The sequence below is a fragment of the Mesorhizobium australafricanum genome (assembly GCF_033977265.1).
Lineage (GTDB): Bacteria > Pseudomonadota > Alphaproteobacteria > Rhizobiales > Rhizobiaceae > Mesorhizobium > Mesorhizobium australafricanum.
This window is the reverse complement of the sequence record NZ_JAVIIT010000019.1, coordinates 1-15,892: the sequence shown is the minus strand read 5'-3', so window position 1 is coordinate 15,892 and position 15,892 is coordinate 1. Positions and strand designations below refer to the sequence as shown.

Annotated in this window: 11 protein-coding genes; 2 read left to right on the top strand and 9 right to left on the bottom strand. The window is 60.0% G+C overall.

The genetic code is table 11. The annotated features are described in order from the left end of the window. Nucleotides 1-13: 13 nt before the first annotated feature. The 7 genes from RFM98_RS26665 to RFM98_RS26635 form a co-directional block, all read right to left on the bottom strand. Nucleotides 14-1,369 (bottom strand): HlyD family type I secretion periplasmic adaptor subunit, encoded by a 1,356-nt coding sequence (locus RFM98_RS26665; RefSeq protein WP_320311593.1) that lies wholly within the window; start codon nucleotides 1,367-1,369, stop codon nucleotides 14-16. Then, nucleotides 1,366-3,090, bottom strand: coding sequence for a type I secretion system permease/ATPase (locus RFM98_RS26660; RefSeq protein ID WP_320311661.1), 1,725 nt, complete (start codon nucleotides 3,088-3,090; stop codon nucleotides 1,366-1,368). Before RFM98_RS26660 ends, RFM98_RS26665 begins: the two co-directional genes overlap by 4 nt. 451 nt (nucleotides 3,091-3,541) lie before the next feature. Then, nucleotides 3,542-4,804, bottom strand: a complete 1,263-nt coding sequence (locus RFM98_RS26655; RefSeq protein ID WP_320311660.1) for a polysaccharide biosynthesis/export family protein — start codon at nucleotides 4,802-4,804, stop codon at nucleotides 3,542-3,544. Between the two features lie 96 nt (nucleotides 4,805-4,900). After that, entirely contained in the window at nucleotides 4,901-5,905 is a 1,005-nt protein-coding gene (locus tag RFM98_RS26650; RefSeq protein WP_320311592.1) for an SDR family NAD(P)-dependent oxidoreductase, read from the bottom strand. A gap of 6 nt (nucleotides 5,906-5,911) precedes the next feature. Next, nucleotides 5,912-6,640, bottom strand: a complete 729-nt coding sequence (locus RFM98_RS26645; protein WP_502572762.1) for a sugar transferase — start codon at nucleotides 6,638-6,640, stop codon at nucleotides 5,912-5,914. Then, complete coding sequence (locus RFM98_RS26640; protein WP_320311590.1) at nucleotides 6,637-7,773, bottom strand: DegT/DnrJ/EryC1/StrS family aminotransferase; 1,137 nt, start codon at nucleotides 7,771-7,773, stop codon at nucleotides 6,637-6,639. Before RFM98_RS26640 ends, RFM98_RS26645 begins: the two co-directional genes overlap by 4 nt. A gap of 35 nt (nucleotides 7,774-7,808) precedes the next feature. Then, the gene (locus RFM98_RS26635; protein ID WP_320311589.1) at nucleotides 7,809-8,531 is read right to left on the bottom strand and encodes a nucleotidyltransferase family protein; all 723 of its coding nucleotides are present in this window, start codon (nucleotides 8,529-8,531) and stop codon (nucleotides 7,809-7,811) included. A 577-nt stretch (nucleotides 8,532-9,108) separates the two neighbouring features. On the opposite strand from RFM98_RS26635, the gene RFM98_RS26630 reads away from it, so the two are divergent. Further along, nucleotides 9,109-9,789 carry a LuxR C-terminal-related transcriptional regulator gene (locus tag RFM98_RS26630; RefSeq protein WP_320311588.1) on the top strand — a complete coding sequence of 227 codons (681 nt, stop codon included), beginning with the start codon at nucleotides 9,109-9,111 and terminating at the stop codon, nucleotides 9,787-9,789. Here RFM98_RS26630 and RFM98_RS26625 read toward each other — a convergent pair. After that, nucleotides 9,786-11,522, bottom strand: coding sequence for a PAS domain S-box protein (locus RFM98_RS26625; protein WP_320311587.1), 1,737 nt, complete (start codon nucleotides 11,520-11,522; stop codon nucleotides 9,786-9,788). The genes RFM98_RS26630 and RFM98_RS26625 overlap by 4 nt on opposite strands. Nucleotides 11,523-11,821: 299 nt before the next feature. On the opposite strand from RFM98_RS26625, the gene RFM98_RS26620 reads away from it, so the two are divergent. Beyond that, on the top strand, nucleotides 11,822-12,514 hold the full coding sequence (locus RFM98_RS26620) for a helix-turn-helix transcriptional regulator (RefSeq protein ID WP_320311586.1): 693 nt from the start codon (nucleotides 11,822-11,824) through the stop codon (nucleotides 12,512-12,514). A 573-nt stretch (nucleotides 12,515-13,087) separates the two neighbouring features. Here the strand turns inward: RFM98_RS26620 and RFM98_RS26615 are convergent. After that, nucleotides 13,088-15,319, bottom strand: coding sequence for a lipopolysaccharide biosynthesis protein (locus RFM98_RS26615; protein WP_320311585.1), 2,232 nt, complete (start codon nucleotides 15,317-15,319; stop codon nucleotides 13,088-13,090). Nucleotides 15,320-15,892: the final 573 nt, after the last annotated feature.

The window sequence follows — 15,892 nt, the reverse complement described above, 5'->3', positions numbered from 1 at the left end:
GAGGTCTTCTACGCTACCGAAAGGCCCGAGACATCTGATCGGTCAGCGGCTTCAGCAAGTAGGACCAGACGCTGCGCTGGTCCGTGCTTATGTGAACTTCCGCCGGCATACCCGGCTTGAGTTCCTTCGCGTCGGTCAGGCAACCGGCCCTGTCCTCGACGCTGATACGGGCGGAGAAATACGAAAGCTGGTGTTGCTGGTCCTTGATCAGGTCCGCCGAAATGCGTCGGACTGTCCCGCGGCAGGCGGGCGTCGTGCCGGCGTCGAAAGCCGGGAAGCGGATTGAGACAGGTTGACCAGGACGAACGTCATCTATCCGCGACGGAGGGACAAGCGCATCCACGACGAGATCGTCGGTATCGGGAACAACCATCATGAGCACTTCGCCGGGGCCGATAACACCACCGATCGTGTGCACGGACGACTGCTGTATGGTCCCGGATTGCGGGGCGCGAATGGTCGTCTTGGTGAGTTCGTCCTGCGCGACCACTTTTCGCTCCTTGAGCTCGGTCAGCTTGGCTTCCGTCTCGCGCAGTTCGCTCGTTACGTCACTGCGCCGTTGCTCATCCAACTGGAGGACTTGCAACTCGGTCTCGCTGACCTTGGCTTCCGCCTCGGCGACCGCCGCGGCGAGGCGCCCGGATTCCCCATGGGCCCGCGTCGCGTCTAGCCTGACGTTGCTCACCCTTTCCTTGGGTACCAGCTTCTTCGAATAGAGTGCCTCGACATCAGCCTTGTCCTTGTCCAGGAGAACGATGGACTCGTCCGTCGCTCCCTGTTGGGCCTTGAGGCCTTCGATCTGATTTTGCAGCTGTTTCGAACGGCTCTGCAGCTGAGCCTTCTGCCCTGCCAAAGCAGCCGCACGAGTTTCGAACAGGGCTCGCTCGCCATTGACAAGGCTGGCCAGGTCCGCATTGCCCCTTTCAGCCTGAAGACTGGCCGGAAGTTTCATTTCCGCCAGGCCTTGTCGTTCCGCTTCAAGCCGCGCGAGACCGACGGTTGCCCGATCAAGGTCACCATCGATAATCTGGAGGTTTGCCCGCGTGAGCGTATCGTCCAGCCTGACCAGCACATCGCCGGCCCGCACATGATCGCCGTCCTGAACAAAAATTCCGCCGATGGTGCCGCCGGTCTGATGCTGGACCTTCTTGATGTCGCTTTCGACGACCACGGTGGCTGGCGCGATCACCGCGCCGGCGATCTTCGTCAGGCCGAGCCAAAGTCCGCCACCGACAACCAACAACAGGGTCACCGCCAGACCTAGTGTCAGATTGGCGCGGATTCCGTCCGAAACCTGGCGCGGGTTGTTTGCCGCCCACTTGCCAGGTGCCGCGGGGACGCTATGCGGCCATGCTGTCGCGTCAGTCATGCCGGCGCGCCTGACACATGTCCGCTGACATCCCTTTGCGGGGAACCGATCGAGCCAGGGCGCTCGGCGGGCGGAACGGACCGGATCACGTTGGCCAAGATGGACTCGCGCGAGCCGAAGGAATGCTGCATGCCGTTCGACATCACAAGGACCTGGTCGATGTTGGCGAGGGCAGAGGGGCGATGGGCAACGACGATGGCGATTCCACCGCGTCGGCGCACCGAAAGGATCGCTCCGGCCAAGGCGGCATCGCCGTCCACGTCCAAATTCGAATTCGGCTCGTCCAGCACGACAAGGAATGGATCGCCATAGAGGGCCCTGGCCAGACCGACGAGCTGCCTCTGCCCTGCCGACAGGGCCGCTCCGCCGTCTCCGATGCGCGTATGAAACCCCTGCGGCAGGCGCATGATCATCTTGTCGGCGCCGGCGGCCCTGGCGGCGGCCAGCACTCCTTTGGCGTCACTGGCGCCGCCGAACCGCGAGATGTTGTCGGCGACGGTTCCATCGAACAGCTCGACATCCTGCGGCAGGTAGCCGATATGGGCGCCGAGCTGATCCGAATTCCATTGGTCGAGAGAAGCGCCATCCAACCTTACGTTGCCGCGAAGCGGGCTCCATACCCCGACTAGGGCTCGCGCGAGCGTCGTCTTGCCGGAGCCGCTTGGGCCAACGATGGCCATTCCCGCCCCCCGCGCCAACTGGAAGCTGACGTTGATCACGGTCGGTTTCTGCTGGCCTGGAGGGGCTATCGTCAATTCCTCGACGGCAAGCTGCGCTTCAGGTCGCGGCAACGCCATGGGCTCGCTCCGATCACCCAAAGTGGCGAGCGTCGCCTTCAGCTTCGAATAACTCTGCCGGAAAGCCACAAACCCCCTCCAGTTCGATATCGCCGCGTCGACCGGCGCCAACGAGCGGCCCAGCAAAATGGAGGATGCGATGATCACGCCTGGCGATGCTTCGCCACCGATCACGAGATACGCACCGAGCCCCAGTACCGACGACTGCAGAGCCATCCGCAGCGCCCTGGATAGTGAGCCGGTGGCGCCGACGATGTCGGACAGCCGTTCCTGCTGCATCAAATATGAATGACTGACCTCGCTCCAGCGCTCGCTCATCCGTCCGGAAAGTCCCATTGCGCGTACGACTTCGGCATTGCGGCGTCCCGAATCGGCAAGGCTGTGCTGTGCAAGCAGTGTTTCGGATGCGCTCGCTGCCGGCCTGCGGCCCAGAATATCCGCGGCGACCGTCACCAGCACCACTACGATGGCGCCGACCGTCGCCAGCAGACCGAGGGCAGGGTGGAGCAGATAGATGACCACCAGATAGAACGGAATCCAGGGGGCATCGAAAATGACCGTCGGTCCCAACCCGGAAAGAAAGCCTCGCAGCTGATCGAGATCGCGAAGCGGGTGCACGCGGTTCGCATCCCCGCCCGCGACCAGCGGTAGGGAAAGCGAGAGGCTAAAGACCTTGGGCTGCAGGTTACGATGTAGGCGGTTGCCTATTCGAACGAGCAGTCGAAGCCGCACGAAATCGAGCAGACCGTAAACTGCATAGAGACCCAGCATCCCGACTGTGAATCCGACAAGCGTTGGAACGCTCTGGGACGGCAGTACGCGATCGTAGACCTCCAGCATGTAGATGGAGCCGGTCAGCGAGAGAATGTTTATGACTGCCGTGAACAGGCCGATGCCGGCCAGCCCCGATGCGCAGCCCAGCATTGCTGCACGCAGATCGACCGAAGACCCTTCGCGAGGCTTCACGACCTGCGAAATTTTTTGCGAAGATAATCTAAACACGTCCCCGAAACTGATTCCTTTCTTTTCCCCTCCCATGTCGAACATTGCGCCCGGCTAATGTACGTGCCTCTTGGCAAAATGCAGCGGAATCGTGACGCAACCGGCAGAAAATCGAGTCTGGCCAGCCAGAGCGGGGGATAACGAACTGAAAGTTGTTATCTTCGGAGCCGATATGGAGGGGTGCATCCTTCCGGAGCGTAGCCGGCAATGCAACAGCATCGATTCGGGCATTCTGGGATCGACCTTTTCCGGCTTTGCCCCAAACCAGAGCGGCACAATTCCAGGAAAGCTGCTCTACACTTTTCCTGGAATTGCGCTGTTGATTTATGCAGTCCGGAACGGAAAACCGTTCGACACTTTTCTTGGAATTGCTCTACTGGACCGCCGCGTCTTGAACGTCGCTGGCGAAGCTTGCCTCGATCGTGTCGCCGGGCGCCACCACCGTGTCTTCGTCGGCAGCCAATTTTCGCCATTCGTTGCCGACCTTGCGAACGATCGTCACCTGTGCCCGGATCGTTTCGCCGGCGACCGGTAGCGGCAGTCCGGATGCCCCAGTCGGCTGCAATTTCTGGCTGGCGGCATGGAGTTTTGCGGTGAGGTCCGCCAGTTGCGCCTCGCTGTCCTTGAGATCCGTCAGCAGACCGATGCGTCTCTGGCTTTCGAGGTGTTCGCGCTGCCTTGCATATTCGGCCTGCTGGCGTCGGGTCCGCATCAGTTCGACCGATGTTTGCAGCGCTTCGCTGGAGGAAAGGAGCAATGCGCGCCGCACGTCGGCGAGCCTGTTGTTGGTCAGATTGCCGGCCTCGTACAATTTGGTAACCCGGCCCAGGTCCTGCTCGTCCGCCTTGACGCCTTCGGCCTCAACCTGCTGGCGCTTGGCAAGGACGTCGGCTTGAGATGCGGCGTCTTTCACTGCCTTGTCGAGGAAACTCTGCTCCTGATGATAGTCGCCGAGAGCGATCTCGAGCGACTCGCTTTCGGCTCTGGCGATTGCCGTTCCGAAACTATCCGGCAGGGGCGAACCTTGCGGTATCTGAGGATCGATGCTGTCGTTGTCCTGCAGTTCTGCCTTGACGCGGATGCTGTGAAAATAGTCCTTAGTGTATTCTCCCCAAAGCGATTCATAGTCACGTCTCAGGTCGACCGGATCTGGCCCGGATTGAACGACCCTCGACCGCAAGAGATTGTAGCCGCCAGCGACCGCAATTGCCTGTCGCGCTGTCATCATCGGACGGTAGGTCTGCTGTCCCGGGGTGAGCACGTCGCCTGTCACATAGACAGGGCGATAGTCAGCAATGATAGCGGTCACATCGCCTGGCCTGACGACAAGCGACTGATCCCGCCCGTCGGACAGGCGCATATGAAAGATCTTGCTCGGCAGGATTGTTTCCATGCGTGTCTGCAGGTCGGTCGAAGTCAGGCCGGCGACCGCAATCATCCCGACTTGAGGGAGTGCGATCGTGCCGTCCATCTGGACCACTGCGCGCCGCGGCCAATCGGGAAGGGAGGCAATCCCGACTTCGACGGTGTCGCCGGGAGAGAGCTGATAGGCGCCCTGAACGTCAGTAGCCATGGCTATCCGCGCGGTGCAGAAAACGGCAATCGAGGCGAGAGCAATTCGACTAGTGAAGACCATTTGCGACAACCTTCGTTTGCGCCGAAGCGCGGTCCTGAGGCCAGTCGACAAGGGCGACGAAATCGTAGGCCGGACCGCCAGGCAGGAGCAGCCGGGTCATGTCATGTAGCTCATTTCGCGGCGTACCCGACCCTCGCTCAGACGTGCCCGCCACCAGGCGATGGTTCGCTCAAGTCCATCCCGCAAGCTGGTCTGCGCTCGCCATCCGGTCTCGTCTGCAAACCGCGAGCAGTCCGCGAGCAGCGCTCGGACTTCCGAGTTCTGCGGGCGCAAGCGGATCTCGTCGCGGCGGACGGGTTTTTTCGAACCGCTCAATTCGAGCACGAGATCCAGTACGTCGGAGATGGTCACAGCACGCTGGCTGCCGGCGTTGTAGGGACGACCGAATTCCAGCCCCGCCATCCCGGCGGTCAGGAATGCCGACGCCGTGTCTTCGACAAAGGTGAGGTCGCGGATCGGGCTTGTATCCCCGACCATTATCGCCGGGCAATTTGGATCAAGGGCCTGCCGAATTATGGTCGGCACGATTGCGCGTTCGCTCTGACGCGGGCCGTATGTATTGAAGGGACGCAGGATCACGACAGGGACATCGAAGGATCTGGCGTAGGATTCCGCCATCATGTCGGCTCCGATCTTGGAGGCCGAGTAGGGCGACTGTCCCTGCAAAGGGTGAGCCTCGCTGATCGGCATGGTCAGCGCCGTGCCGTAGACCTCGCTGGTTGAGGTATGAACGACGCGTTCGATTTCCCACTGGCGCGCGGCCTCCAGCACATTGACCGTGCCAAGAACATTGGTCTCCACATAGGACTGGGCGGCGGCGTAGGAGTATGGAATGGCTATCAGCGCCGCCAGGTGAAATACGATGGCCTGGCCGCGTATGATCCGGTTGAGGAACGCGCTGTCGCGTACATCCCCGCGGACGAGCTTCAGCTGGCGTCGAACGCCTTCCGGAAGGTCGTCCAGCCAGCCATGGCTGTCGAACGAATTGTAGAGGGCCAAGGCAGTGACATCGGCGCCATCGCGGACCAGCGCTTCGGTGAGGTGCGACCCGATAAATCCGTCCGCGCCCGTGATCAGAACCCTTTTCCCTTCGTAAGCCATCGCTAACTACCCTTTGTCCAAGCTGGTTGACCGGCCGTGTGGATCCTGCGGCGCGCGAACATCTCGAAGGTTCTCACCTGTTGGCGCTGGACGAAGGATCGCCAGGAAGCAGCGGATCATCCAGGCCACGTCTGAGGCGATCGTGCGCTTCGGATAATAGGAAAGGTCAATCCTCGCCTTCGCAGGAAAAAGGATCTCACGGTAAAAGTGCACCGGGTCCACGCTTTGCGGGTATAGATAGGCCTCGTGCCGGAAGAGCGCCTGTGCTGGGCCAAGCAAGCCCGGTTTGTATTGCAGCAGAGTCTCGAAACCGCGGAAGAAGCAATCCGCGAAGACCAGGCTTTCCGGTCGCGGCCCCACGATTGCCATGTCGCCTGTGAGCACATTCCACAACTGCGGCAACTCGTCGAATTTGGTGGCGGCAAGCAACCTCCCTATCCGCGTCATGCGGCTGTCGCCGGCGACTGTCAGGGGCAGGCCATCCGGGCTGCAATGCACGGCGAACTTGCGGAATTTGTACATGCGGAACGGCCGTCCGCCTGCGCCTATGCGGGGCTGGGCGAACAGAACGGGGCGACCGCTTTCCAGCATAAGGGCCATGGCGATCACCAGCATCAGAGGCGTCAGCACCACCGCTGCCGCCATAGCGACGGCAAGGTCCATCAATCGCCTCGCAAATCCGTTCGTCGGAGTCGGGGTGAAATATCGATGTAGGGATACGTCCGAAGCGTTCATGCTACTGCTCCCGCCTGCCTGCCGTTTCCGAGGGAGCTTGCCAGGGCTGCCACGACCGCCTCGGCCACGGACGACGTTATCTGGGGGTGCAGCGGAATTGTAAGCTCCCGCTTGGCAAATTCCTCAGTCAACGGCAGTTGAGTTCCGGGGAAGCGCTCGCGATAAAGCGTCATCCGGTGCACGGGAGGATAGTGGATGGTCGTCTGTATTCCTTGGTTCCGCAGCTCATCGATTACGTCTTGCCGCCTAGCAAAGGATGGCAGAATGATTGGCATGATGTGGTAAGCGGAGGTCCGTGGCTGGCTGAACGGGACGTTCACGGTTGGGCAATAGTTTGCAACCAAGCGACGGTACAGGACCGTCAGAATACGCCTAATCTCGTTCCACTCCTGCAAGTTCTGGAGCTGGACCAGCCCGATCGCCGCCCTCATCTCATCCATGCGGTAGTTGAACCCAAGCATGGTGACGTCATACTGCGGCGTGCGGCTGTTCAACCGCTGATGTGTTCCTGAGGTCATGCCGTGCCCGCGGGCCTTGCGGATTTTCTCGCGCAGGTCAGGGTCGCGCGCGATGACGGCTCCTCCTTCCCCCGTTGTCATGTTCTTATTGCCGTAGAAGCTGAAAGCGGCGGCGGCGCCAAACGTCCCCACCTCTTTCAAGCCGGGCGCGTGCGCGGCATCTTCGATGAGGTGCAATCCGCGCGCGCGCGCGAACTTCTGCCACGGTTCGCGGCTGGCGAGATAGCCCGCGAAGTGAACGAGAATGACTGCCTTGGTGCGCGGTGTGCATCTCGCTTCGGCTTCCGCAAGCGACATCAACGGCACGTCGATCGACTCGATGTCGACGAAGACCGGCGTGGCCCCGACATACAGCACTGCATTTGCGGTCGCCACGAAGGTCAACGACGGCACCAGCACTTCGTCGCCGGGGCCGATCCCGAGCGCATGCAAGATCAGGTGCAGGGCGGCGGTGCAGGAACTGACCGCGACGCAGTCCTGCGCCCCATGGGCCTCGGCAAAGGCTTCCTCAAAGGCTTGCACCCGCGCGCCCATCGTCAGCCAGCCGCTATCAATAACCTTCGATAGCGCTGCCTTCTCAGGTTCGCCCAAGATCGGGGAACTCACCAGGAGCATTGTGACCTCCCAGGCCGTTATCTGCTAATCGCTTCTCACGCGGCCGCAGCGGCAACCTCTATCGAAGCCGACTGGTCCTCCCACGAGATCGATTGTGCATTCTGGAAGTCGTCGACCCGTCCGATATCGAGCCAGAGACCCTCGTGCTTGTACACGTGCACGACTCTGCCTGCCTGCATCATCTGAAGCATGAGATCGTCGAAACCAAAGGGCACGCCGGACGGGATGAACTGCAGGACATCCGGATTCATGCAGTAAATCCCCATGCTGACAAGATGTGACAGCGTCGGCTTCTCGCGGAATATCTGCACGGTATTGTCGACCTCATCTATGACGCCGAAATCCATCTTGATCAGGCGGCAGGTCGTGGCGATCGTTACCGAATCCTTGTGCTTGCGATGCGCCGCCACAAAACGACTGAGACTAAGATCTGTAAGGACATCGCCATTGAGGACGAGAAACGGCTCGGTCAACTCGTCCCTGATCAAGGACAGCGGGCCGATGGTCCCGAGCGGCTCCAGTTCCTGGGTGTAGCGAATCTTCAGGTTCCACTGGGAGCCGTCGCCGCAGACGCTGCGGATCAGGTGCCCGAGATACCCGGTGGTGACGTAGATGTCTTCAATGCCGTTGCGTCGCAACCACTTCAGGAGCAACTCCAGAACGGGGCGCGCGCCGATTGGCATGAGCGGCTTCGGCAGGACCGAGGTGAAGGGCCGAAGACGCGTGCCCATTCCACCGCATTGAATCACCGCTTTCATCTGATCCTCCCTGGGTCGTCCGGCCCACGCCGGCTAGCAACGCACCATCGCAACAAGCCAGCCGAACGGGGAAATCCGGAGTGTCGCTGACCAATCCGAAGAACGTGTCATGGATGTTATGGCCAGTCAGGATGAGTGTCGTCGTGCATTCGAATGGCGATGATCTGGCGCTGCCCGTTCTCCAATGGCCACGAGGAGTCCGAAGCCCCTCGTGGATCAGGCGTTGGTCATAGGGCGACGGGCGAACTGAACATTCCTGCAGCAGAAATATGTTGCCGACTGCCATACCAGCCTGAGTTGATTGGCGGATGCCAGTATGTGGGCGCGGGGCAGCTTCCCACCGTCGACGCCGATACCCAAAGGGCCTCATGCAAAGGTTCAAAAAGGGGGCTTTTCCATTCGCGAATTAAGATTATATTAGTGATGTGAAGTTTGCGGGTAGGGCATCGCGAACTCGCTGAGAAGCGACAACCAGTGATCGGCCACGGTTTAAGCTTGTCACGGTTGGTGCATCTCAGGGTGATGAGTACGGCGGGCTAGTGAGGGTATTCCGCCGATAAGCGTTGGGGTAACTGAAATGCAGCGGATCGTCATAGCCGACGATCACGGGTTGTATCGTCGTGGCTTGCGATTGGCGCTGACGGCGAGCATCCCGGGCGCGGAGATATTCGACGCGGCGTGTTTCGACGCCGTGATCAGGCTCCTAGAGCAGCAGGTCTCGATCGATCTTGCGATCCTAGATTTGAACATGCCGGGTCTCTTCGATCAGGAGGTTCTCTGCGACGTTATTTCGGCGTATTCGGATACGCGCTTCGCGATCGTTTCCGCCGACGGCTCACGCGCGGAGATACTCAAAGCGCTGTCAATCGGACTGCACGGCTACATCGTAAAGTCGCAAAGGGACGAGGAGGTCGTGCTGGCCGTGAACGAAATCCTTGCTGGCCGCATCTATGTTCCGTCACTTCTCTCTCGGACCTCTGGAGGGCAGGGACAGCATGCGCTTCCACTCTCGGAAACATCTCCGACCAGGCGGCGCGCCGGGATCGATAATCTTGCAAGATTGACGTTGCGACAGAAGCAAGTTCTGAAGCTGATGGCGGAAGGGTATTCGAACAAGGAGATCGGCCGCAATCTGGAGATTGCGGAGGCCACGACGAAAATACACGCCGCCGCCATTCTGCGCGAGCTTGGGGTCCGAAACCGGACCGAAGCGGCTGTTTTGCTGCAAGGCTGGCTTGCGAACAACGAAGGCAGCTAGAGCTCGATTTCTTTGCGCGACAGCCGCAACGAATATCGGAACCGGTGCTCCGATATCTCCACTTTTGGCGAATGACCGACCAGTGGCGCACCATCCATGCCGATTATCATCGAACCGAAGCCATGGCGTACGACGCTTGCGAGCTTACGTTGCCCCGATTCCACCCAATCGAACACGAGGTCGCTACCTGCGTCGGCTGACGCGAACCCCCACGTTACTTCGACTTGGCCCCCGGCACCGCCTAGCGCGCCGTGCTTTACCGAATTGGTCGTCAACTCGTGAAGAACCATGGCAAAGCTCTCGGCGGCCCCAGAGGGCATTACCAGCGATGGCCCGACGATTTTCACGTCTCTTGTTTCTGCAAATGGTTGAAGCTCCTGAGTGACGAGGTCATGAAGCATCCCGGAGCTGCTTGAGTGGCGCGAGAGAAGCAGATGCGTCGCCTCAAGGGTTCTGATCCGGTCAATCAGCATCTCCTTGTATTTGGCAATGTCGTTGTCCGGAACATTGATCATCTTCACCAGGGCGGTGATCACAGGAAATAGATTGCTGAAGCGATGGCGGTCTTCGCGCATCGTTCGTTCGCGTTTCCTTGCGGCTGCGCGCAGGAGCGTGGTTTGCCGACGTTCAGTGAGGTCGGCAGCCACCCCGATGTATAGCGAACGTTCATCGTCCTTGCGTCCGCGCAGGGCGATCCAGCGCACATGCCCGTCCTGCCGCCGGACACGAATTTCGATGTCGTAGTTCGATGTCGTCGAGGGTTTGATCGAGGCCGCGAGCTTGGGCCAATCAGCTGGGTCGACCACAGCAGAAAGTTCCTCCAGGCGACGGGTGGGAGCAACTGGCAGACCGAGAATGTCCCAGAACTTGCCAGAGCCAGTGACCGTCCCGTCCTTGAAATCCATTTGCCAGGTGCCCAAGCGCCCGGCAGACAGAGCAAGATCAAGCCATTCCTTCTGCGCCCGCAGCGCCTCGCGTGCCGTTCGTCGCTCCGAAATATCCTCGATCACAACGAACACGCCGTCTGCGAAAACTTTATCATGCGGGGACGAAGAAAGAGTCAGATGGCACCAGAATGTCTGGCCATCCTTTCGCAACAGGCGAACCTCTGCACCGAACGAGGCGGCGCCGCTACCCAGATCTCTCAGAAATCCCTGCACCGCATCTCGGTCATCAGAGTGAATGAGTGCCTCGAGCTGCAACTGGGCAAGTTCCAACGCCTCGTAGCCTGTCAATTCGCAAAGGCGTTCGTTCGCTTGCAGCAACTCGCCGCGTCGATTGCTGTTTGCGAAACCCATAGCGGCGCGCTCGAAAGCCCAGCGATAGCGGCTCTCGGTTTCCCGGACGGCAGCGAGCCTCGCCTCCGCGACCCCGAGGGCTTCGCGCAAGTCGGTGCGCAAGCGGTGGAATATCAAGGCAATTGTCCCGCCCGAGACCAAGAGCAGTACGGCGCGCGTCCAGTCCTCATAAGTGATCTGGGAATTCTGCATCTGGCGAGCCCAAAGGCCGGCCGCTGCCATCACGAGCGTCGCGGCGATCGCGGCTGCACGGCCTTCGAGGTATACAATGACAATAATGGCAGGAATAAATGCAATAAATGCCCCATCCTGCCCGACATGGATTTGGTTTGTTGTTTCGAATACTGTCGAGGTTGCTAGAATCGCTATGGAAGCTACATGAGCTAGCGCTGTCCCCTGCGCGTTCGAATTCAACCAACGTAAATACGAACCCATGCGTGAGCCTACAACCTTTTGACTAGCCCGTCGAGACTAGGCCGTGCGCGGGGGCAGGTTAGTACCACCGTCGGATTGCCACGCCTTAGCCGGCGAATAGAATTGCATGTCAGGGTGAGGAGGCTTCTCGGAGAGGCTTCTCGGAAACGTGCATTTCTTCGAGTGCGACTGGTTGCAACAGTCGCAGTGAATTTAGCTATGTCGACAGGGAACTCATCAGGAACCAGGTAAATCCCGGATAATCGCAAGTAACTTCAGCGAATTTTACTTCTGTGGGCGAAAAAGGTTGGGGTAGAAACATGACGCTGATTCACGGGCGCAACGACCTAGTTGCGGGCAGCCGATACATTGCGCTGAGACACCAATATGCTCGACAGGTGCAATCGCCGCATTTCGCAAAAGCTCCAGACCGGTCGGACGAACCTGCTGGCGGATTTGAACGTCGCAGCCTGGAATCCATCACCGGCATGATCGAGCGCATCGGATGCGGCTATCTGGTGCTGGACGGCCAAAGGAAGGTGATCGAATGGAATGCGGCCGCTCGCGCCACAATTGAACGGCAGGGCGATAAGGCCGACACTGCCACCGCGCTTGCCTTGGGGCTCAAGCGGCTGGTTGCGGATGTGCCTGTGCATTTCCACCCGGGCTCGCTCTCTTGGGTCGTGATCCGAAGCCGTGGCGACAGGCCGGTGGTACTGAATGAAATGGGCGTCGTCGCGCATGACGGAACTTGCATCGTCGCGTTGCTGGATCGCGACAACAGGTCTGCGGCCAACCCTCGGACACTGCAGCGGATGTTCGGTTTGACGGGCGCCGAGACGCAGCTCGCGCTGCGTCTGGCTCTGGGCGACGCGCCTTTGGATATCGCACGTAGCTGGCGCCTCAGCCGTACGACGATCCGCTCCCAGCTCGCCTCATTGTTCGCCAAGACCGAGACGAAGCGTCAGGGGGAACTGGTAGCCCTTCTCGCGCGAATTTCGGTCTTGCCCTGACAGGCGATCTCGCTGTGCGAAGCAAGAGGGCGTCATCTGCCGCATGAGTCTGGCACCGACGGGCAGCCGCCCTCTTGGTAAGCGGGCAGAGCCTTTTGCGGAAGACGACAGCCGCCTTTTTGCTGATGCCCTTCGGCCGTGGGGCAGGTAGCCTGCCGATACTCCATCCTGGAAGGTCGTCGCTTCCGTTGGCAACTCGTGACGATGGTCGGGCTCGTCTCGCACGTGTTCAAAGCACTCGCCAGATCGCGCCGTGGCTGAACCGATGACAGCCTGAGCGGCCCGATGTTGATCAGACTTCGCAACAAGCAAATCAACGTCCGATCCACCCAGCAGAACAGCTGGAAGACGCCGGCTGCACCTCCAATAGCAGCATTAGACGTTGCTTCGCTCCAATGCAGTCGGCGCCGTGAGCAGGGTGCTCAACGCCTCGATCCCCCGCCAGGCATCGCGTTGGCATTTTCCGTTTCGACGGCCATGGTCGCCGGAGGGTCGGTCTCATATTGCGGAACGCGGCTGGGCTGATGACCGGTGGATATTATTGCATCGAAGCCCACGAATTGGGACATGCGGCTATCCCCAGCGAGCTCTGAGCTGTCCTGACCTAAAGGTCGAGGCAGCAAAGACCAGACCGGGCAAGATGTTCAATCGTTTGCGGATATAAGTTGCCATTGCCAGGTTCCAGACGACCAGTGCGAGCGTGAAGCCGATCGCCGCCCCGGTCGCCCCATCCATCGCTATACCGGCTGCACAGGCGACGACGGCGACCACGGAACCGGCAACCATCGTCGTCGCGGCGGCCCATTCATGCTTGGTCATGGTCAAAAGATTTAGCTGGGGTCCGCAAACCGCATTGCAGAGGTAACCCATGATGAGGATTCGTGCGATCGGTGCTCCCATAGCAAAATCCTTGCCGAACCAGCTCAGGAGAGGTTCGGTGACCAACAGCAACACCAGGGCCAATGCGAGTGCCCCGCTGAAACTCAGAACGGCTGCCCGTGAGAATAGCTGCTGCAGCCCCTCGTGATCCCCGCGGGCATGAAGATCCGCAGCAGTCGGCGAGAACATCGTGCTTACTGCGACGCTCGAAAGACCGACCAGTAACGCCACGTTTAGGCTTAGGGCAAAAATGCCAGCCTCGTGGACCCGGCCCGTCCAGCCCAGAAGCATGACTCCGGTTCGGCCTATGAGGGCATCAAGCCCAGTGATCAGCATGGTAGGAGGGATTGCAGACCGCCACAACCGTCCGGAGTAACTCGCCCGCGCCCTTTTCAGGTCCGCCGGGCGCAGCTTGATTGCGGTGGCAAGGACAAGTATCACGGTAACAGCCGAGCTTGTGACGACCGCCATCATCGCGAAAGAGGCATTCGGGGTCATCCAGCCCGAAAGCGCCGCGCCGCCCATCAGCAGCAACAGCAGCCCATCGCGCGCCACACGCTCGGGCAAAAGCGCGGACACCACGCCTCCAAACGCGCGAATCACGGTGGCGCCAAGCGCATAGGCCGTCATCAGCGGCACCGCCGCCATGGCGAGCAGCATTGCCGTCTGAAGTTCGTGGTTGAGCTTTCCCGAAAAGGCGACGAGGCCGGCTCCTGTCAGTCCCGCCAGCATCGCGGCCGAAAGCGACCAGGAGAGCGCGAAGGTGACTACGCCGCGCGCTAGGTCCCAACGTCCAGCGGCCTTGTATTCCGGCACGAAGCGCAACAGCGACACGTTAAAGCCGAGCGTCGAGAGGGTGGCGAGAACGGTGGCCCAGGCCAAGGCATATGAGTAGGTGCCATAGCTGGTCGCGCCGACCAACCGCGCGATTCCAAGCTGTGCCGTGCTGGTGAGGCCCGCACCGCCGATATAGACCAGAAGGGCGAGGATGCTCGCATGCAATAGCCGCCCGCCGACATCATGACGCCGATGGAGCATGGCAACGGATGCTCGGCCTGCGGTGCCCCCGAGTGCCTGGGTTTGGGTATCCTCGTCGGTCGCATGGCGTACGAGCGGCTGCTTTTCCGAGTGGTCTTCCGTGTTTGCCTTGTTGTTCGCCAACCCGCCGCGCGTGTGGTTGGTGACCGGAACGCCGGTTCGCGATAGTCGCGTCAGGATTTCCCCTTCCACCCGAGAAAGCTCATGTGCGATTGACTGCTCGTCCACCGCCTGCACCGACACTTTGCTTCGCTGCGCGCTCTGGAGAACATTGCCAATCTTGTCGAAGACATCGAACGCTTGCATGTTGCCGGCGACATCCACCTCGAAGAGCCGCTCTGCCGCTGGTTCGCGATTCAATCTGGCTTGCAGCCGCGCTTCCACGACATCGCGTGGGACCGCCATCCAAACCACCAGATCGGCCCGGGGCGTAGATTCGAGCGCTCGCGCGATCAGCCTGTCGTCCGCAGCGCCGTTGAACATTGCAAGGGACCCGATCGCCTGCACGAAGCCTTGGTCGAATATGATTATATTTGTTGATCCCTGCGCCTGGGTCCAGCAGCGTGACAGGCGAACTATGTACTGCCAGATACGAATTCGCCATATAGGGCTCTTCGGTGGCAATGTTCTTATAAGTTGATTGGCGGATGTGATACCATTGTTTCGCCCGAATGAAGAAAGAAAGACCAAAACTGTCATGAAGATGGCAGATGATATTCGGGAGATTACAGTGAAAATGCCGAAGCGATCACGACCCTCGCCTCTACTGCGGGGCAGGTAGCACAGGGTGACATTGGCAACGTACCCATGGTCGCGCAAATGCTTGGCAAGGGCATTCGCGAAGGTTGTTTTGCCGGATCCCGCGGGTCCGAAAAGTTCAATGATCATGCCGTTTCAATCCGGAGATCGAGATGATCGGTTCAGCCCTCGCAAATGCCCTTCAACAAAAAGTCGCCGGTATGTGTTGTTTGAGATTCACCCGGGTGAGAACATTTCTCATTGCCGGTTTGCAACGCTTCCGCCTGACATCCGCCCGGATCACGCTAGGGGCATGCATGCCCACTGTCCTCGTCCGTTTGAATGAGGCAGGTGCCTCGCGCCGCTACCGGTGTAGCGAAACGGCTTCGACGGGCCGCGCATCCTAACAAAAGGTCGCAGTCGCAATCCTGATTATCGACGCGACGCGAGTTCCGCCGGGCCGTCCGCTTTGGCGATCAAGAATTCTGAACGCAGGCGCATCTATGTTACTTGTCGCTAATTTAGGCGTCGGCTAGGCAGGCGGAGGGGGCTGTCGAATCAGCCAAAAAAAGGAAAAAGAAACAGGGATGACAACTCTCCACTACACTGCCGGATCCGGTGGACTGGCCACGGATGTTGCAACCGCAGGATTCAATCTGATCGATGTCCAATCCGTCGATCAACTGAATGCGTTGCCGGCCGGCACTAAGGGCCTCGTCTACC

What these genes read in the sequence shown, in the direction of transcription:
- RFM98_RS26665 (WP_320311593.1), bottom strand. Translation starts at nt 1,369, where the DNA reads ATGACTGACGCGACAGCATGGCCGCATAGCGTCCCCGCGGCACCTGGC.
- RFM98_RS26660 (WP_320311661.1), bottom strand. Translation starts at nt 3,090, where the DNA reads ATGCTGGGCTGCGCATCGGGGCTGGCCGGCATCGGCCTGTTCACGGCA.
- RFM98_RS26655 (WP_320311660.1), bottom strand. Translation starts at nt 4,804, where the DNA reads ATGGTCTTCACTAGTCGAATTGCTCTCGCCTCGATTGCCGTTTTCTGC.
- RFM98_RS26650 (WP_320311592.1), bottom strand. Translation starts at nt 5,905, where the DNA reads ATGGCTTACGAAGGGAAAAGGGTTCTGATCACGGGCGCGGACGGATTT.
- RFM98_RS26645 (WP_502572762.1), bottom strand. Translation starts at nt 6,640, where the DNA reads ATGAACGCTTCGGACGTATCCCTACATCGATATTTCACCCCGACTCCG.
- RFM98_RS26640 (WP_320311590.1), bottom strand. Translation starts at nt 7,773, where the DNA reads ATGCTCCTGGTGAGTTCCCCGATCTTGGGCGAACCTGAGAAGGCAGCG.
- RFM98_RS26635 (WP_320311589.1), bottom strand. Translation starts at nt 8,531, where the DNA reads ATGAAAGCGGTGATTCAATGCGGTGGAATGGGCACGCGTCTTCGGCCC.
- RFM98_RS26630 (WP_320311588.1), top strand. Translation starts at nt 9,109, where the DNA reads ATGCAGCGGATCGTCATAGCCGACGATCACGGGTTGTATCGTCGTGGC.
- RFM98_RS26625 (WP_320311587.1), bottom strand. Translation starts at nt 11,522, where the DNA reads ATGGGTTCGTATTTACGTTGGTTGAATTCGAACGCGCAGGGGACAGCG.
- RFM98_RS26620 (WP_320311586.1), top strand. Translation starts at nt 11,822, where the DNA reads ATGACGCTGATTCACGGGCGCAACGACCTAGTTGCGGGCAGCCGATAC.
- RFM98_RS26615 (WP_320311585.1), bottom strand. Translation starts at nt 15,319, where the DNA reads ATGATCATTGAACTTTTCGGACCCGCGGGATCCGGCAAAACAACCTTC.